Origin of the sequence: Paraburkholderia sp. GAS33 (assembly GCF_050436645.1) — a bacterium.
Lineage (GTDB): Bacteria > Pseudomonadota > Gammaproteobacteria > Burkholderiales > Burkholderiaceae > Paraburkholderia > Paraburkholderia phenazinium_B.
This window is the reverse complement of the sequence record NZ_JBNDMP010000001.1, coordinates 1,357,396-1,383,584: the sequence shown is the minus strand read 5'-3', so window position 1 is coordinate 1,383,584 and position 26,189 is coordinate 1,357,396. Positions and strand designations below refer to the sequence as shown.

The 26,189-nt window shown below is 63.0% G+C and carries 22 protein-coding genes and 1 pseudogene; 11 read left to right on the top strand and 12 right to left on the bottom strand.

Features of this window, described 5'->3' with window-relative positions; translation table 11 throughout:
• Positions 1-42: 42 nt before the first annotated feature.
• Positions 43-1,569: a carbohydrate porin gene (locus P3T24_RS06245; RefSeq protein WP_429433159.1), complete on the bottom strand. Its 1,527-nt coding sequence runs from the start codon at positions 1,567-1,569 to the stop codon at positions 43-45.
• Between the two features lie 434 nt (positions 1,570-2,003).
• On the opposite strand from P3T24_RS06245, the gene P3T24_RS06240 reads away from it, so the two are divergent.
• The 8 genes from P3T24_RS06240 to hutC (P3T24_RS06205) all read left to right on the top strand — a co-directional run bounded on the left by P3T24_RS06240 (position 2,004) and on the right by hutC (P3T24_RS06205) (position 9,721).
• On the top strand, positions 2,004-2,825 hold the full coding sequence (locus tag P3T24_RS06240) for an arylamine N-acetyltransferase family protein (protein ID WP_429433157.1): 822 nt from the start codon (positions 2,004-2,006) through the stop codon (positions 2,823-2,825).
• A 47-nt stretch (positions 2,826-2,872) separates the two neighbouring features.
• Positions 2,873-3,550, top strand: coding sequence for a methyltransferase family protein (locus tag P3T24_RS06235; protein WP_429288696.1), 678 nt, complete (start codon positions 2,873-2,875; stop codon positions 3,548-3,550).
• A 347-nt stretch (positions 3,551-3,897) separates the two neighbouring features.
• Positions 3,898-4,758: a transporter substrate-binding domain-containing protein gene (locus tag P3T24_RS06230; protein ID WP_429433155.1), complete on the top strand. Its 861-nt coding sequence runs from the start codon at positions 3,898-3,900 to the stop codon at positions 4,756-4,758.
• A gap of 123 nt (positions 4,759-4,881) precedes the next feature.
• Positions 4,882-5,604, top strand: coding sequence for an ABC transporter permease (locus P3T24_RS06225; protein ID WP_074268248.1), 723 nt, complete (start codon positions 4,882-4,884; stop codon positions 5,602-5,604).
• A gap of 15 nt (positions 5,605-5,619) precedes the next feature.
• Positions 5,620-6,381 (top strand): ABC transporter permease, encoded by a 762-nt coding sequence (locus P3T24_RS06220; RefSeq protein WP_074268249.1) that lies wholly within the window; start codon positions 5,620-5,622, stop codon positions 6,379-6,381.
• 34 nt (positions 6,382-6,415) lie between these two features.
• A complete protein-coding gene (locus P3T24_RS06215) occupies positions 6,416-7,207 on the top strand; it encodes an ABC transporter ATP-binding protein (protein WP_074268250.1) in 792 nt (263 codons plus the stop codon).
• Positions 7,208-7,215: 8 nt separating this feature from the next.
• Positions 7,216-8,841: an HAL/PAL/TAL family ammonia-lyase gene (locus P3T24_RS06210; protein WP_429433153.1), complete on the top strand. Its 1,626-nt coding sequence runs from the start codon at positions 7,216-7,218 to the stop codon at positions 8,839-8,841.
• A gap of 91 nt (positions 8,842-8,932) precedes the next feature.
• Entirely contained in the window at positions 8,933-9,721 is a 789-nt protein-coding gene (gene hutC / locus P3T24_RS06205; protein WP_254369016.1) for a histidine utilization repressor, read from the top strand.
• 51 nt (positions 9,722-9,772) lie between these two features.
• Here hutC (P3T24_RS06205) and hutC (P3T24_RS06200) read toward each other — a convergent pair whose 3' ends face one another.
• The 5 genes from hutC (P3T24_RS06200) to P3T24_RS06180 all read right to left on the bottom strand — a co-directional run bounded on the left by hutC (P3T24_RS06200) (position 9,773) and on the right by P3T24_RS06180 (position 13,756).
• Positions 9,773-10,609, bottom strand: coding sequence for a histidine utilization repressor (gene hutC / locus P3T24_RS06200; RefSeq protein ID WP_429433151.1), 837 nt, complete (start codon positions 10,607-10,609; stop codon positions 9,773-9,775).
• Complete coding sequence (locus tag P3T24_RS06195) at positions 10,606-11,481, bottom strand: amino acid ABC transporter ATP-binding protein (protein WP_429433149.1); 876 nt, start codon at positions 11,479-11,481, stop codon at positions 10,606-10,608. Before P3T24_RS06195 ends, hutC (P3T24_RS06200) begins: the two co-directional genes overlap by 4 nt.
• A gap of 19 nt (positions 11,482-11,500) precedes the next feature.
• A complete protein-coding gene (locus P3T24_RS06190) occupies positions 11,501-12,163 on the bottom strand; it encodes an amino acid ABC transporter permease (RefSeq protein ID WP_074268253.1) in 663 nt (220 codons plus the stop codon).
• A 44-nt stretch (positions 12,164-12,207) separates the two neighbouring features.
• Entirely contained in the window at positions 12,208-12,858 is a 651-nt protein-coding gene (locus tag P3T24_RS06185) for an amino acid ABC transporter permease (protein ID WP_429409407.1), read from the bottom strand.
• Between the two features lie 73 nt (positions 12,859-12,931).
• A complete protein-coding gene (locus P3T24_RS06180; RefSeq protein ID WP_429433147.1) occupies positions 12,932-13,756 on the bottom strand; it encodes a transporter substrate-binding domain-containing protein in 825 nt (274 codons plus the stop codon).
• A gap of 301 nt (positions 13,757-14,057) precedes the next feature.
• On the opposite strand from P3T24_RS06180, the gene P3T24_RS06175 reads away from it, so the two are divergent.
• Both P3T24_RS06175 and P3T24_RS06170 read left to right on the top strand, forming a co-directional pair.
• Positions 14,058-15,041: an isopenicillin N synthase family dioxygenase gene (locus tag P3T24_RS06175; protein WP_429433145.1), complete on the top strand. Its 984-nt coding sequence runs from the start codon at positions 14,058-14,060 to the stop codon at positions 15,039-15,041.
• The gene (locus tag P3T24_RS06170; RefSeq protein ID WP_429433143.1) at positions 15,038-16,438 is read left to right on the top strand and encodes an FAD-binding oxidoreductase; all 1,401 of its coding nucleotides are present in this window, start codon (positions 15,038-15,040) and stop codon (positions 16,436-16,438) included. Before P3T24_RS06175 ends, P3T24_RS06170 begins: the two co-directional genes overlap by 4 nt.
• A 41-nt stretch (positions 16,439-16,479) precedes the next feature.
• Here the strand turns inward: P3T24_RS06170 and P3T24_RS06165 are convergent, their stop codons facing one another.
• The 3 genes and pseudogenes from P3T24_RS06165 to P3T24_RS06155 form a co-directional block, all read right to left on the bottom strand.
• A complete protein-coding gene (locus P3T24_RS06165; protein ID WP_074268257.1) occupies positions 16,480-17,268 on the bottom strand; it encodes a hypothetical protein in 789 nt (262 codons plus the stop codon).
• A gap of 112 nt (positions 17,269-17,380) precedes the next feature.
• Positions 17,381-20,775: pseudogene (locus P3T24_RS06160) on the bottom strand (alpha/beta fold hydrolase).
• Positions 20,776-20,789: 14 nt separating this feature from the next.
• Positions 20,790-21,581: a hypothetical protein gene (locus P3T24_RS06155; protein ID WP_074268259.1), complete on the bottom strand. Its 792-nt coding sequence runs from the start codon at positions 21,579-21,581 to the stop codon at positions 20,790-20,792.
• A gap of 335 nt (positions 21,582-21,916) precedes the next feature.
• On the opposite strand from P3T24_RS06155, the gene P3T24_RS06150 reads away from it, so the two are divergent.
• A complete protein-coding gene (locus P3T24_RS06150; protein WP_429433141.1) occupies positions 21,917-23,734 on the top strand; it encodes a hybrid sensor histidine kinase/response regulator in 1,818 nt (605 codons plus the stop codon).
• Here P3T24_RS06150 and P3T24_RS06145 read toward each other — a convergent pair.
• From P3T24_RS06145 to cydB, 3 genes are all read right to left on the bottom strand, one after another.
• Positions 23,700-24,431 carry a response regulator transcription factor gene (locus P3T24_RS06145; protein WP_074268260.1) on the bottom strand — a complete coding sequence of 244 codons (732 nt, stop codon included), beginning with the start codon at positions 24,429-24,431 and terminating at the stop codon, positions 23,700-23,702. The genes P3T24_RS06150 and P3T24_RS06145 overlap by 35 nt on opposite strands.
• 578 nt (positions 24,432-25,009) lie before the next feature.
• A complete protein-coding gene (locus P3T24_RS06140; RefSeq protein WP_429433139.1) occupies positions 25,010-25,186 on the bottom strand; it encodes a hypothetical protein in 177 nt (58 codons plus the stop codon).
• Entirely contained in the window at positions 25,161-26,165 is a 1,005-nt protein-coding gene (gene cydB, locus P3T24_RS06135; protein ID WP_429409415.1) for a cytochrome d ubiquinol oxidase subunit II, read from the bottom strand. The genes P3T24_RS06140 and cydB overlap by 26 nt, the downstream gene beginning before the upstream one ends.
• Positions 26,166-26,189 lie beyond the last annotated feature (24 nt).

Here is a 26,189-nt window from a genome sequence, read left to right as displayed (position 1 = left end):
GCGGTCATGATCGAAAGCATAGTGTCTGGGTTATGAAAGCGGTCAGAACGTGATGTTGGTGCGCACGCCGACGACCAGCGTGTTACGCAGCGGCTGGGTCGGATCCACCGGATTCTGGCCGGCGCCGGCGTTGAACGTGTATTGCGCGTCAGCCTGGATCTGCCACCACGGATTGACCTGATACTGATAGGTCGCCTCCAGCGTGGTTTCCTGGGTGCGCACGCCGTACGGGCCGCCGCTGAACAGGCGGTTTTGCAGATCGAGATTTTCAACGCTGTTGCTGACCTTGATGTACGTCAGCGCAAGGCCCACCGTGTCATTGTCGCGGCCGGGAAGCGGATCCTTCATTACCACGCCGAGGTTGGCCGCGAAGCTAACGAGGTTGCGGTCGCCCGGCGCGCCCATCACGCGTGCAAACACATTGATGGCGCGTGGCTCGTCCGGATCGGGACGCCAGACCATCTGGTCGGCCACGGCGTAGAAGCTGTAGTCGCCGCGATGCTGCGCGGCAATCCCCGTCGAGTTCGGGTTAGCCAGCGACAAGCCGGTAGTGTCGTAATACTCGTCGGCGAAGCTTTCGGTGTTGTACCAGAAGCCGATCTTGTAGCTGCCGGGCAGGCCGCTGTGACCGGCGCTGACCATTTCACCGTCGCCCGGCTGGTTCAGCGCGTACTGCAGTTCGCCGATATAGAGTGCGCCGTTGTGCAGGTTGAAATTCGTGCCGCTGATGTTGTTCGGATTGTTGCCGAGCGGATCGGCGTCGAACACGCCCGCGAGTGCGGTCACCGCCGGCGAGAGCTGGCCACGCACGCGCACGCCGAGGTCCGAAAGCGGGTACGCCGGGCCGCCCGAGGGCAAGTCGTACGACGGCAGGGCAGGCCAGCCGAACATCGTGTTGACGAACAGGCCCGCGCTCTGGCTGCCGATGAATTCCTGGTCGAGACTCTGCTGCCCGACCTTGACGTCCATCTTGTTGTTCAGGAAGGACTGCTGGTACCACAGCTCCCACAGACGCGTCGTATCCTGGGCTTCGATCCCGCTAGCAGTGTTCAGCGTGCCGAGATTGTCCGCGCTCAGGTTCTGACCGTGAATGTTCAGTGCGCTGACGTTGAAGAGGCCGCCCTGCAGACCAAATGCCTTCTTCGTATCGACCTGGACCGTGGCCGTGGTCAGGCCGTCATAGGTGCCGCCGGTGTTCAGGCCGCCGCGCGCGTTGTAGAGGTATTCGCTGGTCTCGGTGAGGGCGAACGTGATGCCGTACTTGCCGAGCCAGGGACGCAGGCCGCCGATGTCGCCGAGCAGGTTGCCCCGGTTCCATACACCGGTCCATTGGCTCGCGGGCTTCGCCTGAATGCTCAGGTCGGCTTCGGGCGCATCGTTCGGCGTGGCGTCGGGGTTGGTCTCGGCCATCGCGGTGGCGGCCGTCAAAGAGGCCCATGCGAATGCCGTGTAAAGTGCCATGCGACGCATCGAGGGCAAACCTGGCGAGCGTGCGGCGCGACCGCGCGGTGAGGCATTCCTGAACGAACGTGCGCTTGACGCGAGTCCGGTGGGCTGGGCGAACTTCATCGAAATCCTTATTGTGTTGTATCGACTGTTCCGGCTATTTGCAGCGAGTGTCGATAGCTGGACTTTGCGCGCATTGCCGCTGCGGGTCGCGACGCCTCAGACAGCAATGCCGAGATCGTACGCATGCGGAATAGGTGCGTCAATACAAATGAGAACGATTCGCAACAATATTACTGCAGTGTAATTCGAATTTTTACGGTTGCTGGAATTTATTTGAGGCTTTGTTATTGTTAAGTAAATTAAATGTAATTACTTTGTATGCAATATGGGCCTTTGATTTCGATCTACGTTCGTTGTGCATACCGCTTGTCAGCGGCGTGTCGCACGCGTAGCTCAACCTGTTACAACTGTCTGGCGGCGCCGTTCGCGTCGAGCAGTAACGTCGCGTCCCGCAGGCCGCTTCAGTCGTTCCAACCGTTCCAGGATTCACTTTCATGTCAAACGTGCTCGACCTCGATCTGTATTTCGCCCGTATTGGCTATCAGGGCCCGCGTGCCCCGACGCTCGCGGTGCTGAGCGAACTGCACCGCCTGCATCCGCTTGCGATCCCATTCGAAAATCTCGACCCGTTTAGCGGCCGGACGGTCGCGCTCGAACTGCCGGTGATCGTCAGCAAGCTGCTCGAGCGCCGGCGCGGCGGATATTGCTTCGAGCAGAACAAGCTGTTCGCCCATGTGCTGATGCAACTGGGCTTTCGCGTGACGCCGCTGATTGCGCGCGTATTGTGGGGCTGCGAGCCGGGTGCGGTCACGGCTCGCACGCACATGCTGACGCGCGTCGATATCGACGACACGGCATGGCTCGCCGACGTCGGTTTCGGCAGTATGACGCTGACCGCGCCGTTGCGTCTCGAGGCGGGCATGCCGCAAGGTACGCCGCTGGAAACGTTCCGGCTCGCCGATGCGTCGCACGGTGCGCTTGACCTCGAAGTGCAGTTGGGCGATACCTGGGCGAAGACGTACCGCTTCGATCTGCAGCGCGCCGAGTGGATCGACTATGAGGTGGCGAACTGGTACACGTCGGCGTGGCCGCAGTCGAGGTTCGTCAATCATCTGATTGCTTGCCGGGTCTTGCCGCAGGGCCGCCTCGCGCTGTTCGACCGCCGTCTGACCGAACGCGGTGCGAATGGCGAAGTCGTCAGCGAGCAGGTGCTCGAGTCCGCCGCGGAGCTTGCGGCGTGCCTCGTCGAGCGGTTCGGCTTTATGCCTGGCGAGATCGACGCGCCGCGTCTCTTCGAGCGGGTGCGGGAGCAATAGCGCGACACCGGCGCGTCTTTGCAGGATCAATCCTGGAGCCTGATGCGATGATCATGCGACTGCTGGTTCAAATGGTGGCTTCGTCCGTCGTCATGGCGGGGCTGCTGTTCGGCGCGGCGGGCACGTTGCATTGGGCCGGCGCGTGGTGGTTTCTGCTCGAATGGGCTGTGCTCGGGACGTGGATCGGCCTTTGGCTCGCCCGGCACGATCCGGCGTTGCTGGCCGAGCGGCTCAAGCCGATCGTGCAGCGGCAACAGAGCCGCTGGGACCGCGTTTTCATGGCGTTCACCGGCGCGATCTGGATCGGCTGGATGATCCTGATTGGCCTCGACGCCGGGCGTTTTCACTGGTCGGCTGTGCCGGGCTGGCTGAGCGTGATCGGCGCGCTCGGGATATTTCTCTGCCTCTACGGCTGCCGTTATGTATTCCGCGCCAACAGCTTCGCCGCGCCTGTCGTCAAGATTCAGTCCGATCGCGGCCACACGGTCAGCGATACCGGCCCCTATGCCTACGTCCGGCATCCGATGTACGCGGCGGCGCTGCTGTTCCTCGCTGGTACACCGCTGCTGCTCGGGTCGTGGTGGGGGCTCCTGTGCGTGCCGCTGCTGATTGCCGGTATCGGTTATCGCGCCGTGCGGGAGGAGCGCATGCTCGCCGAGCAACTCGAAGGCTATGCCGACTACGCGGCGCGCGTGCGCTATCGGTTCGTGCCATATATCTGGTAGCCGGTACCCAGTTCGCACCTCGCGGTCTCACATCCCGGCCTGATTTCTTGTCGGGCCACGTCGGCGCATCCGTGCACCAGCACGGCACATCTTGCGCCATCAGGTGAACCTGTCTAGACAAAATGCACCGCGACGGCGCGTCTGACGGATACTTTTCAACTCCTTCAGGCTTTTAAATATTCGTATATAGCCTTGTTTTATAGGGCTTACCCGAAGGTTTGAGAAAAATTTCATGATTCTGCTTGCGACGATTTTTTTACTCATGCAGACTTGTCTAGTCAATTCAGTCGAGTGAATGGATCACTCGGCTAGCTGGATGGTGTTCCCTCAATCAAAGGAGTTTCGACGTGAAGGTAAAGCGCACTACGTTGGCTAAAGCATTGATTGGCGCCGTCCTCGGCGCAGCGACTATTCTCGCGGCGCCCGTGCAGGCGAAGGAATGGAAATCGGTGACCATCGCCCTGGAAGGCAGCTATGCGCCGTGGAATCTGACGCTCCCCGGCGGCAAGCTGGGGGGCTTCGAGCCCGAACTGGTGGCGAACCTGTGCGCGCGCATCCAGTTGCAATGCAACCTGGTCGCCCAGGACTGGGACGGCATGATTCCGGGTCTGCAGGCAGGCAAGTTCGATGTGTTGATGGACGCCATCTCGATCACGCCGGAACGCGAAAAGATCATCGCCTTCTCGCGCCCTTACGCAGCCACACCGGCCACCTTCGCCGTGACCGATACCAAGCTGTTGCCGAAGTCCGGGCCGACCAGCGCCGTGCTCAAACTGACGGGCGACCCGAAAACCGACCAGCCGACCGTCGACGCGTTGCGTAAGGAGTTGAAGGGCAAGACCATCGGTATCCAGTCCGGCACGGTCTACACCAAGTTCATCAACGACGGCTTCAAGGACGTGGCCACGATCCGCGTCTACAAGACCTCGCCGGAGCGCGACCTCGATCTGGCAAACGGCCGTATCGACGCCTCGTTCGACGACGTGACCTACTACGCCGGCAACGTCGACAAGAAAGAGACTGCGTCGATCGTGATGGCCGGACCGAAGATCGGCGGCCCGATCTGGGGTCCGGGCGAAGGCCTCGCGTTCCGCAAGCAGGACGCCGACCTGAGGGCGAAGTTCGACACTGCAATCGCCGCGGCACTCGCCGACGGCACCGTGAAGAAGCTCTCCATGAAGTGGTTCAAGACCGACGTCACGCCTTGAGCGGCGAGTGCGCGAGCGCGGCGACGCCGCCTCGCGGACGAAGCCGTGACCGCGTGCCTGCACGTGCGGTGAAGTTGGCACGTGCAGCGTGACTGATACAACGGATAGGACGAGGAGTAGGGTATGACTCTAATCGGGATGCTCGGCTTCGGGCCGGATGGCTGGGGCGGCGTCGTGCTGCTGGCGGCCTTGATGACCGTCGCGCTGACGCTCGCGGCGCTCGCTGTCGGCGCGGTGTTTGGCGCACTGGTGGCGGCGGCCAAGCTGTCGCGTTTTCGCAGCTTGCGCATCGTCGGCGATTTCTACACGACGGTGTTTCGCGGCGTACCCGAACTGCTCGTGATCTATCTGTTCTATTTCGGCGGTTCGACGCTGGTGACGACCATCGGTCAGTGGTTCGGCGCCGACGGTTTTGTCGGCGTACCGCCTTTCGTCATCGGCGCGCTCGCGGTGGGGATGATTTCCGGTGCGTATCAGGCCGAGGTTTACCGCGCGGCCGTGCTGGCGGTCTCCCGCGGCGAGCTTGAGGCGGCCCGTTCGATCGGCATGTCCACGCTGACGATGGCCCGTCGCATTCTGATTCCGCAGGTGTTGCGCTTCGCATTGCCAGGCATCGGCAATGTATGGCAACTGAGCTTGAAGGATTCCGCGCTCATCTCGGTCACCGGCCTTGCCGAACTGCTGCGCGCAAGCCAGATAGCGGCAGGCTCGACCCATCAGTATTTCACCTTCTTCGTCGTGGGCGGCGGCTTGTATCTGCTGATGACGAGCATCTCCAACCGGATCTTCAATCACGCGGAAGCGCGTGTGGGCCGGTCCTTCCGCCGCAATTTCGCGCGCAACTGACGAGGCCGGGTCATCATGCATATCGACTTCGATTTCCTGCTCGACACGCTGCGCCAGTTGTTTGCCGCGGTGCCGACCACGCTCGGACTGTTCTTTTCTTCGCTGGTGCTGGGCGGTCTGCTGTCGCTCGTGATCGTCACGATGCGTGTGTCCCCGCACTGGCTGCCGAACCGCTTTGCACGTGCTTACATCCTTGTGTTTCGCGGCTCGCCGCTGCTGATCCAGATGTTCCTTGTGTATTACGGGCTCGGCCAGTTCGGTGTGATCCGCGAGAGCTTCCTGTGGCCGGTGCTGCGCGAACCGTATATGTGTGCGGTGCTGTCACTGGCATTGTGTACGGCCGGCTACACCGCCGAGATCATCCGTGGCGGCCTGATGGCCGTGCCGGTCGGACAGATCGAAGCGGGTTATGCGATCGGCCTGTCGGGCTTCGCATTGCTGCGCCGGGTGATCGGCCCGATCGCGCTGCGGCAGTGTCTGCCTGCCTATTCGACCGAGGCCGTGCTGCTCGTCAAGTCGACCGCGCTCGCGAGTCTCGTCACCGTGTGGGAAGTGACCGGCGTCGCGCAGCAGATCATCCAGCAGACCTATCGGACTACTGAGGTGTTTATCTGCGCTGCGTTGATCTATCTGTTCCTGAATTTCATCATTGTGCGTCTGCTGGGGCTGCTCGAAGTACGGCTGTCGCGCCATCTGCGCGCGGCGCCCGCTCAAGCCGCAACGCGCCCGGTTCCGGCCGCCACCGAAGCACGCCAAACCCCTCGGGCGGCACCTTGAACGGCCACTCGTCCTGGATAGTCTGGAGAATCACATGAACGCTACGGCACCCGTTGCATTGTCGGTCAAGAACATTCACAAGTCGTTCGGCGAGCATCACGTTCTGAAGGGCATATCGCTCGACGCGCATGAAGGCGACGTGGTCTCGATCCTTGGCGCCAGCGGCTCCGGCAAGAGCACTTTCCTGCGCTGCCTGAACTTGCTAGAAACTCCGGATGACGGTTCGGTCGCGCTGGCCGGCGAAGAACTGAAAATGAAGCGCCGTGGCGACGGCAAGCTGCAACCAAGCGACCGCCGCCAGGTGGACCGCATCCGTTCGCAACTTGGCATGGTGTTTCAGAACTTCAATCTCTGGTCGCATATGACGGTCCTCGACAATCTGATCGAAGGTCCGATGCGTGTGCAAAAGCGCAGCCGCGCGGAAGCCGTCGAAGAGGCCGAAGCGTTGCTCGCCAAAGTCGGTCTGGCGGAAAAACGCGGCCACTATCCTGCGCACCTGTCGGGCGGTCAGCAGCAGCGCGTGGCGATCGCCCGGGCGCTGGCCATGCATCCGAAGGTCATGCTGTTCGATGAACCGACTTCGGCGCTCGATCCGGAACTGGTGGGCGAAGTCTTGCGGGTGATGCGCTCGCTGGCGGAGGAGGGCCGCACGATGCTGGTGGTCACGCACGAGATGGGCTTTGCCCGCCATGTGTCGAACCGCGTGATGTTCCTGCATCAGGGCGAAGTCGAAGCGGACGGCACGCCGGACGAGGTGTTCGGCGATCTCAAGTCCGATCGCTTCAGGCAATTCGTCTCGAGCCACCACCATCGCACTACGAACTGAGTATCGTCATGGCCGTTATCCGTTCCGATCGTCCTTTGGACTGGCGTCAGATCGCGGCAGTCGCCGCGGGTGAGCCGCTCGAGCTTTCCGCCGATGCACGCGCGCGCATTTCGGCGGCCCACGTGCTTGTCGAACAGATCGTCGAACGCGGCATTCGCGCCTATGGCGTGAACACCGGCGTGGGCGCGCTGTGCGATGTGATCGTTTCGCCATCCGAACAACGCACCCTGTCGCGCAACATCCTGATGAGTCACGCCGTGGGTGTCGGCACGCCGCTCGGCGCCGCGGAAACGCGGGCGATTATCGCTGCGGCCGTCAACAACTTTGCTCACGGACATTCGGGTATCCGGCTTGCCGTAGCGGAGCGGCTGGTGACGCTGCTCGACGCCGGATGCCTGCCCGAGGTGCCGGCGTTCGGCTCGGTCGGCTATCTGAGCCATATGGCGCATATCGCGCTCGTGTGTATCGGCGAGGGTCATGCGCACTACCGCGGCGAGCGTCTCAGCGGGCGTGAAGCGCTACAGCGGCTCGGACTCGAACCGCTCGTGCTCGACGCAAAAGAGGGGCTCAGCCTGGTCAACGGTACGCCCTGCGTGACAGGCCTTGCGGCGCTGGCGCTTGCGCGCGCCGGGCGGCTGCTCGACTGGACCGACGTGGTCGCGGCCATGAGCTTCGAAAACCTGCGCGGCCAACTGGTTGCATTCGATGCCGAATCGTTGGCGTTGAGGATTTCACCGGGCCTGAGTCTGGTTGGCGAAAGAATGCGCAGCGCGCTTGCCGATAGCGGCATACTCGCAGCGGCGATCGGGCGCCGCACCCAGGACCCGCTCAGCATGCGCACCATTCCCCATGTGCATGGCGCGGCTCGCGACGTCTTCAGCGCAACCGCGGAAGTCGTCAATCGCGAACTCGCTTCGATCACCGACAATCCGATCGTTGCCGGCACGCCCGAAGAGCCGCGCGTCTATTCGCAGGCCCATGCCGTTGGCGCTTCGATTGCGCTGGCGATGGATAGCCTTGCTACGGCTATCGCGCAGGTGGCGGCGATGGCGGAGCGGCGGCTCGACCGCCTCGTCAATCCGCTGGTGAGCGGCTTGCCGGCGTTTCTTGCCGAGCCGGGCGGCACCTGTTCGGGCTTCATGATTGCGCAGTACACCGCGGCTTCGCTGGTGGCGCAGAACCGGCGCCTCGCCATGCCCGCTAGCCTCGACGGCGGGATCACATCCGGCCTGCAGGAAGACCATTTGTGTCACGCGACGCCGGCGGCGCTCAAGGCGCTGGAGATCGTCGACAACGCTGGCCGTATCGTCGCCATCGAACTGCTGGCAGCAGCTCAGGCTTACGATCTGCAAACGCTCGATGCCCCGCGCGCGCCGTACACCGATTCCTTGTGGCGACGCGTGCGCAGCGCCGTGCCGACCTATCGCGACGACCGGCCGCTCGCCGAGGACATGGCGCTCGCATTCCGTATCATTGCCGACACAGCGCCGCCGCCGCTACCGGACCCGGGTAAGATGCGGCCTGCAACCATTGGCACCGGAGCGGACACTGCCTATCCACCGGTTGCCGGCGCGAGCCCTGCAGCACCCACGACGGTTGCGATCGCTGCTTGCGATCTGCAATCGGCGGCGTGAAACGGTCAATGGACCCACGAGCCGGTGCGGCCGGCCTACCCGCCGGACGCATTGGCGCATTTGCGTATTGCGTGCCACCCACGAGGTCGACGTGAATATGAACATAGACAACGCGCCATTCGAAACGACCGAGGGCAGTCCTCGCCAGGTTGCCGAAGCGTCAGCAAAAAATAACGCACAGGAACCTGCAAAAGCGACGCCGGCCTATCAGCAGATCAAGCGCTACGTCGTGAAGCGGATTGCCGAAGGCGACTGGAAACCGGGTGGGCTGATTCCATCGGAGACCGAACTGGTCAAGGAGTTCGGCGTGGCGCGCATGACCGTGTCGCGCGCGCTGCGCGAGCTGACCACCGAGCGGGTATTGACCCGCGTGCAAGGGTCCGGCACGTTCGTTGCGCCGCAGCGCTACGAATCGACGGTACTCGAGATTCGCAATATCGCGGACGAGATTGCTGCGCGCGGCCATCGGCATATGGCGCGCGTGCTGACGCTTGAACCGAGCGACGATCCGGAGGCGCTCGATGCACTTGGTCTGTCCGCTGGACCGGCGTTTCATTCGCGCATCGTGCACTGCGAAGAGGGCGAGCCGATTCAGTACGAAGACCGCTACGTCAATCCCAAGGTATTCCCCGAGTATCTGCAACAGGACTTCACGGCCGAAACGCCGAATCACTACATGGTGCGGCTCGCGCCGATCCAGCGCGCCGAGTTTCGCATCTATGCGCAAAAGCCTGACGCGCACGTGCGCAAGCATCTGCTGATGGAGATCGGCGAGCCGTGCCTGCTGTTGTGGCGCCGCACCTGGGTGGGCGTTGCGGTGGCGACCTCGGTGCGGTTGTGGCATCCGGCGTCGCGCTTCCATCTGGCGGGCAACGTTTGAGTCTGATCCTGGACTGCGGCTTGTTCAGGCGGCCCGTCCAGGCCGCCGTATTCACCCCTGGCGCTGCGAGATGTCAGGCGTGAACCGGCAGCCCAGCCGGTAGCGTGAGCCCGGATGAACGAAGCGGGCGAACGTCACGGCTACGCCGCTCGTCCACGTGCGGCGCACCAGCGTCAGACACGGCTCTTCGACGCGGATTTCCAGCAGCGCGGCTTCGGCAGGCGTCGAGAGGCCCGCATCCACGACATGTTCGACGTCATGCGCCGGCACGACGTTGTAGAGATACTCGGATGGGCGGATCGCCGCGAAGTCCTGCTGCAAAAACTCCGGCGCGGTGGCCGGATTGACGTAGCGGTCCTCGAGTTGCACCGGCAGGCCGTTCTCGCGATGCACGCAGATCACATGAAACACCGAAGCACCCGGCGCCAGCCCCAATGCATTGGACACCACCACGGGCGCGGTTTCGCGTTGCTTGAGCAGCGTTTCGTACGTGTACTCATGACCACGCGAGCGGATCTCGTCGCCGATATGGGCGATCATCAGCAGGGTGGATTGCGGTTTGGCCTCGGCGACGAACGTGCCCACGCCCGACACCCGCGTGACGAGCCCTTCGTCGGCGAGCTCGCGCAGCGCGCGGTTGACTGTCATGCGCGAGACGCCCAGTTCGGCGACGAGGTCGAGTTCGGACGGGATGCGGTCGCCGGGTTGCCGTGCACCCGATTCGATGGTGCGGCGAATATGGCTTTTGACCTGTTCGTAGCGCGCAGTCGGATGGTCGGGCATGTCGAGCGCACTGCCAGCCGCAGCGCTGGCGGTCGCGGCAGCGGCGCTTGCAGAAACGCGCGTTGCCGGCATACGGCCAGTACCGCGGGCGGCGCGTGCGGTCATGCTGGGTCCGCCTCGCCGGCGTCCTGCGTCCAGAAGGCGTTGCGGTCGAAGTAATTCTGCAGGAACTGGCGCAGGCGCGGCTGGCCCGCATCGTGAAAGACGTCGCGCGGTTTGCCTTCCACGGCAATGCGGCCCTGATCGATAAACACAACCTTGTCGGCCACCTGGGCGGCAAAGCCCATTTCGTGCGTGACGACGGCCATCGTCATGCCGTCGCGTGCGAGTTGTTTCATTACCTGCAGCACCTCGCCGACCAGTTCAGGATCGAGCGCCGAGGTGGGTTCGTCGAACAGCATGATGTGCGGCTCCATGGCGAGCGCTCGCGCAATCGCCACGCGTTGCTGCTGGCCACCCGACAGTTTGGCCGGATACGCATCCGCCTTGTGCGCAAGCCCGACCGTCTCCAGCATGGTATTGGCGCGACGTCGCGCATCGTCGCGCGAAAGATGCTGCACTCGCAACAACGCCTCCATCACGTTGCCGAGCGCTGTCATATGCGGCCACAGGTTGAACTGCTGGAACACCATGCCGACATTGCGCCGCACGCGGTTGATTTCGCCCAGCGAAGCGCGCACGCGTTTGCCGTTGCGCTCGGTATAGCCGAGCAGTTCGCCTTCGATGCGTACGTCACCCTGATCGTAGGTTTCAAGCGCGGCGAGGCAGCGTAATAGCGTGCTTTTGCCTGAGCCCGACGGTCCGATGATGCAGACCACCTCGGAGCGGGCAATCTGCAGGTCGACGCCACGCAGGACCTCGACTTCGCCGAAGCGTTTGCGCAGGTCGCGCACGTCGATCAGCGATGCGCTGTTCGCGTGTCCTGCAGCGGCGGCGGCGGTGGGGGCGGAGGTCGGCATATCGGCAAGGGCGTTCATCGATCGGTCCAGTGTGGGGTCATGCCATGAAGCGCGCAATCCGGGCTTCGGCCCACATGCCGGCGCGCGAGGTGATCTCGACCAGTGCGAGATAGCAGACGCACAGCGCCAGCAGCGTTTCGACAAATGCGAAGGTGGCCGAACCGATACCGGTCAGGACAAAGGTAAGTTCAGGCACGGTGACGATCGACAGCACGGCGGTCTCCTTGCTGAGCACGATGATCAGATTGGTAAGCGCTGGGACGATCAGCACGAGCATCTGCGGCACCTGAATGCGTAGCACGGCTTGCCAGCGCGACAGCCCGAGACAGGACGCCGCTTCCAGGTGGCCGCGCGGCACGGACTGGAAGCCGGAGCGGAACGCCTCGGCAAAATACGCGCTGCCGTAGAGGCCCAGGCCGAGCACACCGGCGGTCATCGGTTCAAGCGTGAGGCCGAACGAAGGGCCGCCGTAATACAGCAGAAATAGCTGCACGAGAAACGGCGTGCCGCGAAAGAGTTCGATATAGAAGCGCAGCAGCCCGCGCACCCAGCGTCCGCAAAACAGCTGCAGCACCGCGATCAGAAAGCCGATCAGCATGCCGATGACGACACCCGCCACCCACGTGCCGATGGTCGTCGCGAGACCCGCTGCAATCGGCTGCAGGTTGTGGGTGATGACGGTGGGATCGAATTGCTGCATCGCTGGGGCTCGGGCTTGGTTTCAGTGCTGTCGCGGTGGCATCTTCAGGCGTGCTGCAAGCGGTGCTCGGCACCGTGCGCAACCAGCGCGAGCGCGCCGCAGATGACGAAATAGATCAGTCCTGCAGCAACATATGCTTCTAGCGGCCGATAAGTGCTGGCGGCAATGTTCTGCGCGGTGCGTGTGAGTTCCGCCACGCCGACCACCGAGATCAGCGACGACGCCTTGATCAGCAGCACCATCTCGTTGACGAGCGACGGCAGTGTGAGGCGGAACGCCTGCGGCACCTGGATCCGGCGCAGCATGTCGAAGGGCGACATGCCGAGCATGCGCGCCGCTTCGATGTGCCCAGGTGGAATGCTCAGAAAACCGCCTCGCAGAATCTCGGCGATATACGAGGCCGAGCACAACGACACCGCGCTGATCGCTGCAGCGAGCGGCGATACGTTGATGCCGACGAACGGCAGCAGGTAGTAGACGAGCAGCAGTTGCACGAGCATCGGCACGCCGCGAAAGAAAAACACGTACGCACCGCCGAACATGCGCGCGGCACGATGCGCCGAGAGCCGGGCCGAGCATACGCCGATCGCGACAAAGAAGCCGATCACGAGCCCCGTCAGCGAAATGCCGACCGTGGCGATGGCCGCGTGCAGCAGCAGCGGCAGCCCCTGCAGAAAGACAGTCATGCTGAACATGTGGTGCACCCGCTAGAAGAGCCGGCGAACCGCTGCGGCATGACGCGTGTCCTGCAGCGGTTCGCTCAGTTCATCAGTAGTTCGGCGTGGGCAGCGTGGTCGGCGCATCCATCGCGACGCCGAACCACTTCTTCTGCAACGCGGCGAGACGTCCATCGTCGTGCATCTTGATCAGCGCGGCGTTGAAAGCGTCGTCGAGCGACTTGCTGTCCGGGTCTTTGCGCATGCAGTAAGCAAAGTACACCTTGGCGCCGAACGGCGGCTGCACAACCGCAAAGGTCTCGGGCCGTTGTTTCGCCACATAGGCGATGTTCGTCATCGAGTTCGCCACGGCGGCAATCCGGCCGGCGGCGAGGTCGGCGTACGCCTGGTTGTTGTCGACGTATTCGCGGACTTCAGGCGGCTTGGGCAGCGTCGCGATATAGGCCTTCAGCTGATCGAGTTGCGCCGAGCCCTTGCCGGCGCCCACGGTCTTGCCGGCGATGTCCGACGATTGCTTCAGCGACGTGTCGTTGGCGCGCTTGAGCAGCGCGTCGGTGGCGTCGGCGATGGGCAGCGTGTACGTATAGCGTTCCATACGCGCTTTCGTCACGGTCAGCGGCCCGCCCACCATGTCGAACTTGCCGGCTTCGAGACCGGGCAACACGCTCGGCCAGGGCAGGTCGATGAAGCGGACCTTCACGCCCAGTTCCTTGCCGATCTCGGCGAACAGGTCCTTGTTGAAACCGGCTTGCTGGCCGTTCTCGAGAAAGTCGAACGGTGCGAACTGCATTTCTGTACCGACGACAAGCTCGCCCGCCTGCTTGACCTTGGCGAGCTGATCCGCGTGGGCAGCAACGCTTGCCATACACAATGCCAACATCACTAAACGACACTTCCAGCCTGCAAGGATGCTCATACGATTCTCCGGTTGGCAAAGCGGTGTCGCGCGGCACGCAATGGAGCAGGCGCGCGCTATTGATCGGTATGCGAGGCAGTATATACCGCACCTTTTGCGCGAAATAAATAATCGCATTGTGCACTGCAAGGCAAGCCTGGCAATGGTGAGTCCGAGCGGAAACGTCGCTTGCGAAGGTGCTTTTGGCGGTATATACAACTGAGAACGCGTGTAGCGCCCGGCTCGCTTTGCAAAGTGTTCGAAGTAAAGGCCGCGCACGCATTCCTCAGTCATATCCATCTTGCTCACCAGGAGCATTGCGATGCCACCTGTCACCCGCATTCCGATCATCGACTTTGCCGGGGTGCGCGCCGGCGATCCCGCGGCCCTGCAGCGCGTCGGCCGTGAGATTCACGACGCCTGCACCACGATCGGGTTTTTCTACATCGTCAACCACGGCGTGCCGCAGGCGGTGATCGATGCCGCGGAGCACGCGGCCCGCAGTTTTTTTGCGTATCCGGTCGAGACCAAGCGGCGCGTGGCGGTGAATCAGCGGCATCGCGGCTTCAATGCGCTCGGCGATGCCACCATGTACCAGGCGAAGCGACCCGACTACAAGGAATTTTTCAGCGTCGGACTGGAGTTGCCGGAGGACGATCCCGATGTGCTCGCCGGTCAGGCATTACGCGGGCCGAACAACTGGCCGGACTTTATGCCAGCGTTACGCCCGGCGCTGTATGGCTACTACGAAGCAGTGGCATCGTGCGGCACGGACCTGTTGCGCGCGGTAGCGGCGGGTCTCGGCGTCGACGAACAGTTTTTCGCGCCGCGCTATACCAAGCGGATGCAGCGTACGCAGATGGTTTATTACCCGCCGCAGCCGCCGCAATCGGATGCCGGGCAGTTCGGCGTCGCGCCGCACACCGACTACGGTTGCATCACGTTGCTCTGGCAGGATCAGGTGGGCGGCCTGCAGGTGCGCGAAATCGCCAACGACACATGGGTGGACGCGCCGCCCGTACCCGGCAGCTTCGTCGTCAACGTCGGCGATCTGCTGGCGCGCTGGACCAACGACCGGTTCCGTTCGACGCTGCACCGCGTGATCAACGCGTCGGGCCGCGAGCGTTATTCGATCGCGACCTTCTACGATCCGACTTACGGGGCGCTAGTCGACCCACGCGAACTCGGCACCAGCGAAGCCGACCTCAAGTATCAGCCAGTCGCGGCGGGAGACTACATCCTCGGTCGTATCAACGACTCCATGGGTTATCGAAAGAAACTGGCGGTCCAGGGGACGACGGCATGACCGTAAGTACTCCCGCGGAGTTTTCCAGTACGCTGGCTGCCTTGCGCGATGCGCTGGGTGCGGACGCAGTGCGCGTTGGTGAGCAGATCGGCGAGCGATCAATGACGGATTGGACCCGTCACGAACCAACCCGCGCAGCAGCGTTGCTCTTGCCACGCACGACGGAACAGGTGTCGCAGGCACTGGCGATCTGCCATGCAGCGCATCAACCGGTGGTGCCGCAGGGCGGTATGACGGGCCTCGCGGGCGGGGCGATCCCACGCGCCACCGATATCGCGCTATCGCTCGAGCGTATGACGGGCGTTGAAGAGATCGATCCGGCCGCGGCGACCATGACGGTGCTGGCCGGCACCACCTTGCAGACCGCACAGGAAGCGGCCGCGCAGGCGGGTTTCGAACTGGCGCTCGATCTCGGCGCACGCGGCTCGTGCCAGATCGGCGGCAATCTCGCCACCAACGCCGGCGGTAATCGCGTGATCCAGTCGGGCACGGCACGCGATCAGGTGCTCGGCCTTGAAGTGGTGCTCGCGAACGGCGCGGTGTTGAGCTCGCTCGGCAAGATGGTCAAGAACAATACCGGCTATGACCTCAAGCACTGGTTTATCGGTTCGGAAGGTACGCTCGGCATCATCACGCGGGCGGTATTGCGGCTGCATCCGCAACGCGCGGCGCGGCATACCGCACTGGTTGCGCTGAACAATTACGATGCTGCGGTAAGTCTGTTGCGGCGGCTGTCGACGCGCTTTGGCAACGATATCGGTGCGTTCGAAATCATGTGGCCGGACTTCTATGACTTCGGTGTTGCATTGACTGACGCACGCTCGCCATTCGCCGAAGCGCATCCGCTATATGCATTGATCGAGCACGCCAGCTTCGATGCGGCGGACGACGGCGAGCGCTTCGCTGCAGCGCTTGCCGAAGCGCTCGACACACAGGTCATTCGCGACGCAGTGATTGCGCAATCGGTGGCCGACGCGCGGGCTCTATGGGCGGTGCGCGAATGCACGGCCGAATTCCCGGTACGGCTCGATCCGATCAATTTCGACGTCAGCCTGCCAATTGGTGAGATCGGCACATTCGTCGAGCGTTGCCGCGCGGCACTCGATCGTCAGTGGCCCGGCAACGAGTCGTATTTCTTCGGGCACATCGGCGATTCGAATCTGCACCTCACCGTGGACGGCCGTTCGCTCCCGGGCATCGATCATCACGCCGTGTACGCGTTCGTCTACGAGATGCTGGGACCGCTGCACGGCTCGGTGTCGGCGGAGCATGGCATCGGTTTATTGAAGCGCGAATTCTTGCCGATCTCACGCTCGCCCGAGGAGTTGGCTGCCATGGCCGCGATCAGGCAGGCGCTCGATCCGCACGGAATTCTGAATCCGGGCAAGCTGTTTTGAAGGCGAGTGGGGCGGACAGGGACACCATGCCGCCCGGCATCTCAGTAGGCGGAGTAGTCCAGCAGCTCGTTGGCGTAACGCCGGTAAAGCCAGGACAGGACCGAGGCGGCAAGTCCTATGAAGACGGTGTTGATGAACCCGAATCCCAACGCGAATGCAATCGAGCCCTGCCCACCGGACATCAGCAGCCTCGGGCCGAGCACGGCAAATGTGATTGTCCAGATGAGCGTTAGCGGCAGGTGGGCGACGAAACCGACGCCGAGGATGCTCCAGAAATGACCGCGGCTGTCTTTCCATGCCGCTCGCAGCGTAAGCGGGCTACCTAGAGAGACAGCCGGGTAGATCAGGCATAGACGGCAGACTGCATACAGATACGCTAGCGAAATGAGTAACGCGAACAGGAAGAAGCCGCCCGCGCCCATGTGGCGCATGACCGGGATCAGGAGCATGACAAGCAGAACCGTCACCACAACCAGGACCACCGCGAGACCCAGCGAGAAGAGCATGTAGCGGCCGAGCGGTTCGCCGTTGAGGGGCAGGAGAGGCTGGGTGCCTTCGCCGAGTAGCAGGAACCGGTTGACCTTGATGATCACGCACCCGTAGACGACGAGCTGCAGCACTGAGCAAACCAGCTTGACGAGAGGATGACCGGCCCTTGCTGCGAAATCGAGTTCTGCGCCTGGGGCGAGATGCTGAAAGGGAGCGGAGAGCAGGGTGGTGCAGGTGAGGACTGCAAATATGCAGAGGAAGAATCCAGGCATCCGGACGATGGCTTGCCAGGTGCTGATCCAGCTATTCTTGACGCAGTTACCGAAGGTCAATTCTTCCATGGCGTTTGCCGTAGCTGTTAGGGTTTATTGGAGTGATTCGGATCATAAATGAATTTGCAGGCGCGGTCTGCAGGATGATCGAGTCATTCGGATACCGGACGCACATAGCGCTTCAATGCGCATCCAGATAGCGCAGTATCACCGGGTACACGTCCGCTGCCGCGTTCTTGCCGAAGATGCAGTCGAGATGTCCATACCCAGGAATCACATGCCGTTCGTAATGTTCGGCACCGAAGCGCTCCACCAGCAGATTGAAGGTGGTTTCAGTGCTCACCGGCAGATAGCACCGGTTCTCTGAACCGTGAATGAAGCCGATCGGCAGACGCATGCCCTCCAGATTGGGCAGATAAACGTCCTTGCCGTGAGCGTCCACCACGTGTCCCGCACGCACCATCGTTGCCAGCTGACTGAAAAGCTCGACGTCATGCACGCCGAATAGCTCCTGCAGATTGGCGTGAAGCTGCTCGCCGAGTTGAGCGTGTTCATAGAGGAGACCATACAAAAACGTCGCGCGATGGCAGAGCGCATTGCCACAGCCTTCGTCGTGTCCAACCGGATAGAGGCGCAGCGCCTCGTCGAGCAGATTGTGTGGCCAGTCATGAGCCCGCGTAAATACCGTCAAGTCCCTGACGCCCAGGTGTTCGAGTATTTCCGGCATGTGCAGACCGGCCTTGATCCGCTGCAATGCACCTGGAACCGGATGGGCCGATACCTGAGACAGCAGGGCCGAGCGCACGCCCGTGAGCCCCGAGAGCAAAGACATGGTGACAGCCATTGCGCCGAAACAATGCGCGACTACCTGGATCTGCTCCGCGCCCGTAATCCGCCTGACCTGCGCGACAGCGGCGGGGATGTCCTCATGTGCGATCGCATCCGCCGTAGTGGATTCGAGCGCGCTCGGCAGTTCGATGCTCACCCGCAGGTCGACGAGCCATACGTCATAACCGGCGGCGCATAAAAACTCGACAAGGTTGGTGTCGACCAGGTCCGTCGAGAAGATCCGGCTCGACGTGCCCGAGCCGTGCACGAGCAGCACCGGTCCCTTGTTGCCAGCGTGATAGCGCGTCAGTTTTAGTGTCTTGCCGTCCGCTCCAGATGTATTGAACCAGTTCAGTTCCGGCGCCGGCGCGCGTAGGGTGCGCTTCACGCGCGGTGCGGAGGTGTCCTCCGAATCCAGAAACTGCAGCGGCGCCGCGACGCCGCCATATTCAGTGAACAGCACCCCGCCGAAGAACTTGCCGAATTTCAGCGTCCATTCGAGCCGTGTCGCGAGGTCAGGTGTGTGCGTGACTTCGATGGTGCGCATCTGCCTGAGGAAATTCTCTGGCGTGATGATCAGGGTTGCTTTGCCGATCACGGGGGCATCGGCGACGTCGGAAGCGCGGATCTGCGCGTACAAGGTATTCGTCTGCGGCCACAGTTCGAGTAGCGACGAACGCGTGATGATCTTCTGTCCTGAGAGGTAGTAGCGCGGACCTTCCACCGTCTCGAGCGTCATCTGGTAGTTCATGTCGCGTCGGTCGACCTCGGTCTGATCGACGACGAACAGGTTGAAATGGCCATCCACGATGGTCATTGGTTGGGCCGACAACGCCGGGCACGTCAGCGTGCCGACTGCGCGTGCAGCGTGCTGAGGGTTTTCGAGCATGTCGGCCAGATCGTCGGATTCGACCGTGAGCGTAAAGCTGATCGGAATGGTGCTGTGAGACGCGCCTGGCTGCGCTGCATCAGGCCGATCATGGTTTCGGTGAAGCGCAGGCCGATCTTTTGCGGTGGCGGTGGCGCGACGTCGCCGCGCGATGTGTAGTCGATTTGCCAGCCATGCGCCGCAGCCAGTTGTGCGCAGTTGCGTTCGGCCAGTGCCGAGATCGTCAGCAGTGGATTCACGCCGAGCGAGATCGGCATGACCGCGCCGTCCATCACATACAGGCCGTCATGAACCGCGGCCCCTGTCGTGCCCGAGAACACACGGCCGGCCTGATCGACGACGCCGTTTTCGGCACTATCCGCCATTGCGCAACCGCCCAACGGGTGCACGGTCACGAGGCGCTCGCCAAGCAGATTCGCGGAGATCGGGTCGCGCACATAGTCGCCGCCCAGTGCGCGCGTCGCCGCTTCGAGCGTCTTTTCGATGGTGGCGTAAATCGGCTGCTTGCCGGCGTTGGGCCAGCGGATGCGTGGCCGCCCATGCTCGACTGTGATCTGTCCGCTTTCGTCGTCGTGCGCCATCACGAGGTACGTCTGCGTGTGGTTCATGGCGCCGTGGTACGGCCCGCGCAGCAGGCTTTCGGCGATGCGCGCGTCGGCATCCAGCGTGGCGAGTGTCGACGACGGAGGCTCGGGCATCTTCACGCCTTCGGCCGGCGCGGCGATCCCCATCACGCCCATCATGGCTACTCCGACCGGCCCGGCCAGCGAGCCTTCCTCGATCACGAAGCCATCGCGGACGTCCGGTGTATTGCGGTGATCGATCAGGCCGCAGATCGTGGGTCCGACCGGTGGAATTTCACCGGCCTTGTGTGCGCCCCAGCCGATGCCGTTGATCGGCTCATCGGTGTTGTAGGCAAAGGCGAGCACATCGCCATTGCCGGTGAAGTGCTCGCCGAGTTGCGAGGACACAGATAGGCCGGCGTCACGTGAGCGCAACAGGATGGCGGTCGAACCGAGCGTGCCCGCCGACAGGATGACGATATCCGCAGTGACCACCAGATCCGGCGCGTCATAGATTTCGCGGCCGAGGTCCACCGGTTGATAGCGCACGAGCCACCGCTGGGTAGCCTCGTCGCGCACCACGGAATGCACGGCTATGCCCGTGAAAATCTGCGCGCCGTGCGCGACCGCGTCCGGCAGATAGTTCATGTGGGTCGAATTCTTCGACTCATGGTTGCAGCCTGCATTGCAGTCGCCGCAGCCGATACAGCGTTTCTGTCCAATACCAGCGGCGTTCGGGCCGTCCTTGAAGGTGACCGTGATGGGCGGTCGCGAGAAGCGATCCTGCATGCCGAGTGCCTGCGCCGAGCGCGCGAGCGCATTGAGCTTCGGCAGCGAAGGGAAGTCAGCGGGCACTGGCGACGGTTGCAACATTGCTTCGGCGCGTGCGTACCCGGCGGCGAGGCCGGCCTCGTCGGCGCGCACCGCTGCGGGCCAGCGTGGGTCCTGCCATAGACGCGGATCGGGCCTGAGCGCCACGTTCGCATTGATCAGCGAGGTACCCCCGAGTCCGCAGCCGACCACCGCGTTGACCTCGGCATTGACGTGCACTTCGAGCAAGGCCAGCGGCGAGCCGATCTGCGCAAGCTCGGTGTTGTATTGCACCTGGCTTGCACCCTCAAGCTGCGTGGCGGGAAACTCGCCCGCCATGAATTCGCGGCCGCGTTCTAGCAGGCACACCTTGCGGCCCGCCCGCGCCATCCGGCTGGCCGCGATGGCGCCACCATAGCCCGAGCCCACTACGACGATTTCGTAGTGCGGCTGCATTGCCTGAATGGCGCTGGACAAGCGATCCATCGTGAACACCTCGATTAGGCGGCCACTTCATTCATTTCGCTGTCGGTCGATTCGGCGGCGAGCAGGTTCAGCGCGATCAGGATCGCCGCGCGATTTTCGACGTCGATTTCGATGCCCAGCACGTCGACTAGCCAGCGGCCGATCTTGGTATTGGAAAAATCAGCGGCGTCGTCCGTCTTTTTCATTGTGACGCCGAGTTTGATGGCGCGATAGTGATAAGAGGGAACGCGATGCTGTGCCGCCACGGCCGAAAGTCCGCCTTTGCATTCCGAGCACCAGCCGAGGCTGCCTGCCAGCACGATCCGCTCCGGTTCGTCGAGGCCGTCGATGAAAGCCCGCGCTGCGAAGCGCACGCGCGCTTCGTCGAGACCGTATTGCAGCAGCACGCTTTCGACCGGGTCTTCGAGCGCGTGAGCGTGCAGATCGATTTCCTGCGCCATGCCCTCGTTTTCCATCGAGACGTTGCGCTGATGGCCGGCGCTGCGCAGGCAGTCGATCAGATAGCGGCGGAAGTATGCGCACAGCGCGTAGCCGTTGGACGGCGCGCTTTCGGCGCAGGCGTTCGTGTCGGAATGACCGGGGGTGAGGCGCAAAACCCGGGAAAAGATGAACTGCGCGACCAGTTCTTCCTTGTCCTCGCCGAGCGCCTGCAGTTCGAGCGGATGGTAGGTCCGCAGCGCCCGTTTCACCAGATCCACCATCGAAACCATTTCGTCACCGGACAGTTGGGTGCGACGGCGCCACAGATCAGGCAGGATCGCATTGTCCAGATTGCGGACGAACTCGCGGCTCGGTACAGCGCCCATGAAAACCTCCGTCGAAGGATGGGTCAAGCGCGCGGTAGGCCCCAGTGCGGGGCGGCGAGGGCTGTGTGAACCGGCCCGGTGCCGCGCTGGAAAGTGATCCCAGTATGGTTTTTGCGCGCGGCTTCGCCTATATGGATTAAGTGATAGCTGACAGGTAAACTGCCGGGTAAACCAACGGCGCCGATGGTCCCAAATGGCCCGCTGGCGCTAGCGCCGCCTGATGCCATGCACCATTTCGGTCATCCAGAGCGCCTGAAGCCCGCCTCTTGCCCGCAGCACTTCACCATCGAAATAGCCGGACCCGGCAGCAATAACCTTGCATGGGAGACCGCACGATGCGGGCCGATCCTGTCCAGCGAGCGATCGACGAGGACCTGGTGCGGGTGCTGTACGCCCAGAATCCGATAGCGTTCTTCACTCACTGGTTCGCCATAGCGGTGCTCGTGTCGATCTACTGGGTCGACATGCCGTATCCGCACCTGTTCGCCGCGTGCTTTGGTTTTTACGCGGTGGCTAACTTTGCCGCCCTGGGGCTGTGGCTCTGCAGGCGCCGCTGGCCCAACGCCATGACGGCGCGCAACTGGATCAGGCTGCACGCGGTGCGTGGCGTGTTGCTGTACAGCGCGCCGGGGCTGGCGATCTGGTTCGCGTTCCACAGCCGGCAAGCGGATCTGCCGGTGTTGCACACCGTCATGCTGGTAACGCTGGCGGCGGGCGTGTTCATGTCGAATGGCTTCGACCTGCTCAACTTTTCGACCGGCATCGTCTTCGTGCTGCTGCCGGCCATCGTGCTGCTGTTCGGCAGCCACAACTTCGATCGCACCATCCTGGCGATCGTCCTCGCGTTCTTCTTTTGCGCCATCAACGTCTATGCGATCAGCTATCGCAAGCTGTTCCAGCGGGTCGTGCAGGCGCGCGTCGATCAGCAGCAACTGGCGGAGTCGCTCGCCGAGCAGAAGCATGTCGCGGAAGAGGCGAGTCTCGCCAAGACGCGCTTCTTCGCCGCGGCGAGCCACGATCTGCGCCAGCCGCTGCACGCGATCGGCCTGCTGGCGGCGTCGCTAAATGACGTTGCCGTGACACAGGCGCAGCACGGTAAAACCGCCGCTCACATCGTTCACAACGTGGAGGCTCTCAACCAGCTGTTCAACCAGGTCCTCGATCTGGCGCGACTCGAGAGCGGCGTCACTCAGGTTATCCGGCTGCATTTCCGGCTGGACGAACTGTTCGAACGGGTTGGCAGCCAGTACCGGCCGCAGGCAGCGGCGAAAGGGCTGGCGCTGCGCATCGCGCCCACCACGATGGTGGTGCACGACGATCCGGTGCTGCTCGAACGGGTGCTGAGCAACCTGCTGTCGAATGCGGTGCGCTATACCGAGGAGGGTGCGATCTGGGTGGGCCTGCGGCGCGGCGGGCGGCGTGACGGCGGCTACATCGAGGTGCGCGATTCGGGTATCGGCATTCCGGCGGTCGAGCAGGAGCGCATCTTTGAGGAGTTCTACCAGGTCGCCAACCCGCAGCGCGACGCGCGCCAGGGACATGGCCTCGGCCTGCCGACGGTGAGGCGTCTGGTCGAGCTGCTGGGCGGCGAGTTGCGCTTGCGTTCAGCGCCGGGCCGTGGCTCGGTGTTCCGCTTTCCGGTTCGGGTCGGCGACCCCGGCGGGATTTTGACCAGCCTGAGCGACACGGTGGTGACTGGCCCTTCGGCGCAGGGGCGGCACGTGCTCTGCATCGACGACGACCCTTCGATTCTCGAAGGCCTGACGAGGCTGCTGGGGCGTTGGGGCTGCATCGTGCGGGGTGCGCGCGACGAAACGCTGGCGTTGCAGGCGTTGAGCGAGGGCTTTGTGCCAGACGCGGTGTTGTGCGACTTCCAGCTGGCGAACCATCGCACGGGGGCGCAGGCGCTCACTGCAGTGCGCGAGGCGCTGCGGCGTAGCGGCCACGAAGGGGCTGTGATGCTGCTGATTACCGGTGATATGGCGTCCGGTGAACTGGCGACGCTCGCCGCGCAAGGCATTCCCGTATTACATAAGCCGGTCACGCCGGCACGCCTGCGCCGTACGTTGGAAATCTTGTGGCAGCAGGCGGAGCGGGACGGCGCAGCCGGCAACCTGGCTACAGCGTCCTGCCCGCTTCCAGCCAGCCGTTGATCACGGCAATCGCGGTGGACCGGTTGTGGACGCCGAGCGCCCGGAAGATCACCGAAAGATGCACCTTGATCGTTCCTTCCGCCACACCCAGCTCGCGCGCAATCATCTTGTTGGTCCAGCCGCGGTGCACCAGACGCATGATGTCCTGTTGGCGCGGCGCGAGATTTTCAAGCAGATGCTGCTGATGCGGCTGCAAGGCCTCGACGTGAACAATGGGCTCGGTCACGGATGGCGCGCCCGGCGAACTCCCCGCGCCGCCCGGTGCTGCCTGCGCAGCTTGCGCCGTTTCGCGTACGCCGAGCAGACTCAACGCTTCCATCGGCACATACGCGCCGCCCGATAACACCAGTTCGATGGCCTTCAGCATGACGCTGGCCGGCTGGCGTTTCGGAACGAAGCCAAGCGCGCCGGCCGCGAGGACCGCGCGCATTTCGTCAGGTGATTCTTCAGCGGAAAGCACGACCACCGGTAGCGCCGGGTGTTCCTTGAGCAGGATTTCGAGTGACGCCGCGCCGCTCATGCCGGGCATATGCAGATCGACAATCGCCAGATCGTGATCGGCGTCGGGCCGCGCGGCGGCGGCGAGGGTGTCCCAGGTGTCGGCCTCGTCGAACTGGGCATCCGGGTCGAGTCCGCGCAGCATTCCTTTGACGCCCTGGCGGATCAGTTCATGGTCATCGGCCACAAGAAACTTCATGATGTCTCCGCGTGTCGGCACTGCGCGCTCGTATTTCCCACCCTTATTCCGCCGATGCCGGACGCGGATGGCACCTCCCCGAGATACGTCATCCGTCCCGTCAGGCCACCTGCGCGAGCGTGGCCGCGTCTATCGCGTGCCTCGTCGAACGCGAGGCTATGCTGTTGTGTCGCACTGCTGATGCTTCATCATCTTCATCGCCCCACGCCGCGATCATATGCTTGATCGTCGGCCATGAGGCATTCCCCAGGTGGCCAGCGATGCGACCGGTGAGGGCGCATGCGTGGCGCATTCATTTTTATGGTGTTGATCCCCGGCGGGCTGCGGACAGTGTCGGCGATGGATTGGTCTCCTGCGCTGCCGGCTCTGCGGCACGGTCGTGCGTTTTGCACGCCGTTTTGTTTCCATGCGCCGGACGACTGTCTTTGCTGCGGCCTGCAACATAGACGCATGAAGCGGCGCAATTTTGAAGCACAGCATGAGAGGTTTAACAATTGACGCCGTGTGGCCTTGTTTGGCCCGGTGTGACCTCGTCTGGGCCAAGCTGACCGGCGGAGCAAATGGCCGCCGGCCACAAGTCAATTCACAGCGAACAGCGTCAGGTTCATCAGGATCCGGAATGCGAAACCGAGCGACATCGCGCCGCCCACGCCCAGGCACCAAAGCGCGATAAACCAGACCCAGCCGGGCAGCACTCGCTGCGTGGGCGCGGCGGCCGGCTGCCGGGACTTAGTGATAGTGATGTTGGTCGTCATGGCGCACCTTGCCGCGAAATACCCAATAACCCATCGTCGTATAGCTGATGATGACCGGAATGATCACCGCTGCACCCACCAGCGTGAACATCTGGCTCGAACGCGGCGCGGCGGCTTCCCACAGCGTCATGCTCGACGGAATGGCATACGGCCACAAGCTCACCAGCAAGCCGAGATAACCGATCAGCACAAGCGCGAGCGCCAGCACGAATGGCGTCTTGTGATGCCGGTCGCGCACGGCGCGCCGCATGAACAACGCACAGATGGCAACGAGGAACGGCACCGGCAGCAAGCGATAGAACAAACCCGAGTCGAACCAGCGCTGGGCGATGTTCGGGTCTTGCAGCGGGGTCCAGAGACTGACCACCGCGATGAAGCCGAGCAACACGATCGTCAGCGGCCACACGACGCGATGCAGGCGGCGTTGCAGATCGCCTTCGGTTTTGGCGACCAGCCAGCAGCAGCCGAGCAGCGCATAGGTGACGACGAGGCCAAGACCGGTCAACAGGCTGAACGGCGTGAGCCAGCCGAACGCCGAGCCTGCATAGCTGCCGTCCACGACCGGAATGCCTTGCAGGAAGGCCCCCAGCACGATGCCCTGGAAGAACGACGCGCCGGCCGAACCGCCGATAAACGCCAGATCCCACAGATGCTTCGTACGATTTGCCTTGGCGCGCAGCTCGAACGACACGCCACGGAAGATCAGGCAGGCGAGCATGAAAATCAGCGGCAGATACAGCGCCGACAACACGGTTGAGTAAACCACCGGAAACACCGCAAACAGACCGGCGCCACCGAGTACGAGCCACGTCTCGTTGCCGTCCCAGACGGGCGCGACGGTGTTCATCATCAGATTGCGTTCTTTCTCATCGGGAAAGAAAGGAAACACGATGCCGATGCCCAGATCGAAGCCGTCGAGCACCACATACATGAAGAGGCCCAGCGCGATGATCGCGGCCCACACTACGGTGACATCCATTTTTTAACCTCGTTACGGTGCGGT

Excerpts from the sequence above, each read along its gene's own strand:
- P3T24_RS06170 (WP_429433143.1), top strand. The coding sequence starts at position 15,038 with ATGACCGTAAGTACTCCCGCGGAGTTTTCCAGTACGCTGGCTGCCTTG.
- P3T24_RS06240 (WP_429433157.1), top strand. The coding sequence starts at position 2,004 with ATGTCAAACGTGCTCGACCTCGATCTGTATTTCGCCCGTATTGGCTAT.
- P3T24_RS06235 (WP_429288696.1), top strand. The coding sequence starts at position 2,873 with ATGATCATGCGACTGCTGGTTCAAATGGTGGCTTCGTCCGTCGTCATG.
- P3T24_RS06225 (WP_074268248.1), top strand. The coding sequence starts at position 4,882 with ATGACTCTAATCGGGATGCTCGGCTTCGGGCCGGATGGCTGGGGCGGC.
- P3T24_RS06155 (WP_074268259.1), bottom strand. The coding sequence starts at position 21,581 with ATGGGCGCTGTACCGAGCCGCGAGTTCGTCCGCAATCTGGACAATGCG.
- P3T24_RS06195 (WP_429433149.1), bottom strand. The coding sequence starts at position 11,481 with ATGAACGCCCTTGCCGATATGCCGACCTCCGCCCCCACCGCCGCCGCC.
- P3T24_RS06220 (WP_074268249.1), top strand. The coding sequence starts at position 5,620 with ATGCATATCGACTTCGATTTCCTGCTCGACACGCTGCGCCAGTTGTTT.
- P3T24_RS06180 (WP_429433147.1), bottom strand. The coding sequence starts at position 13,756 with ATGAGCATCCTTGCAGGCTGGAAGTGTCGTTTAGTGATGTTGGCATTG.
- P3T24_RS06165 (WP_074268257.1), bottom strand. The coding sequence starts at position 17,268 with ATGGAAGAATTGACCTTCGGTAACTGCGTCAAGAATAGCTGGATCAGC.
- P3T24_RS06215 (WP_074268250.1), top strand. The coding sequence starts at position 6,416 with ATGAACGCTACGGCACCCGTTGCATTGTCGGTCAAGAACATTCACAAG.
- P3T24_RS06150 (WP_429433141.1), top strand. The coding sequence starts at position 21,917 with ATGCGGGCCGATCCTGTCCAGCGAGCGATCGACGAGGACCTGGTGCGG.
- P3T24_RS06190 (WP_074268253.1), bottom strand. The coding sequence starts at position 12,163 with ATGCAGCAATTCGATCCCACCGTCATCACCCACAACCTGCAGCCGATT.
- cydB (WP_429409415.1), bottom strand. The coding sequence starts at position 26,165 with ATGGATGTCACCGTAGTGTGGGCCGCGATCATCGCGCTGGGCCTCTTC.
- P3T24_RS06140 (WP_429433139.1), bottom strand. The coding sequence starts at position 25,186 with ATGACGACCAACATCACTATCACTAAGTCCCGGCAGCCGGCCGCCGCG.
- P3T24_RS06175 (WP_429433145.1), top strand. The coding sequence starts at position 14,058 with ATGCCACCTGTCACCCGCATTCCGATCATCGACTTTGCCGGGGTGCGC.
- hutC (WP_429433151.1), bottom strand. The coding sequence starts at position 10,609 with ATGACCGCACGCGCCGCCCGCGGTACTGGCCGTATGCCGGCAACGCGC.
- P3T24_RS06185 (WP_429409407.1), bottom strand. The coding sequence starts at position 12,858 with ATGTTCAGCATGACTGTCTTTCTGCAGGGGCTGCCGCTGCTGCTGCAC.
- P3T24_RS06145 (WP_074268260.1), bottom strand. The coding sequence starts at position 24,431 with ATGAAGTTTCTTGTGGCCGATGACCATGAACTGATCCGCCAGGGCGTC.
- P3T24_RS06245 (WP_429433159.1), bottom strand. The coding sequence starts at position 1,569 with ATGAAGTTCGCCCAGCCCACCGGACTCGCGTCAAGCGCACGTTCGTTC.
- P3T24_RS06210 (WP_429433153.1), top strand. The coding sequence starts at position 7,216 with ATGGCCGTTATCCGTTCCGATCGTCCTTTGGACTGGCGTCAGATCGCG.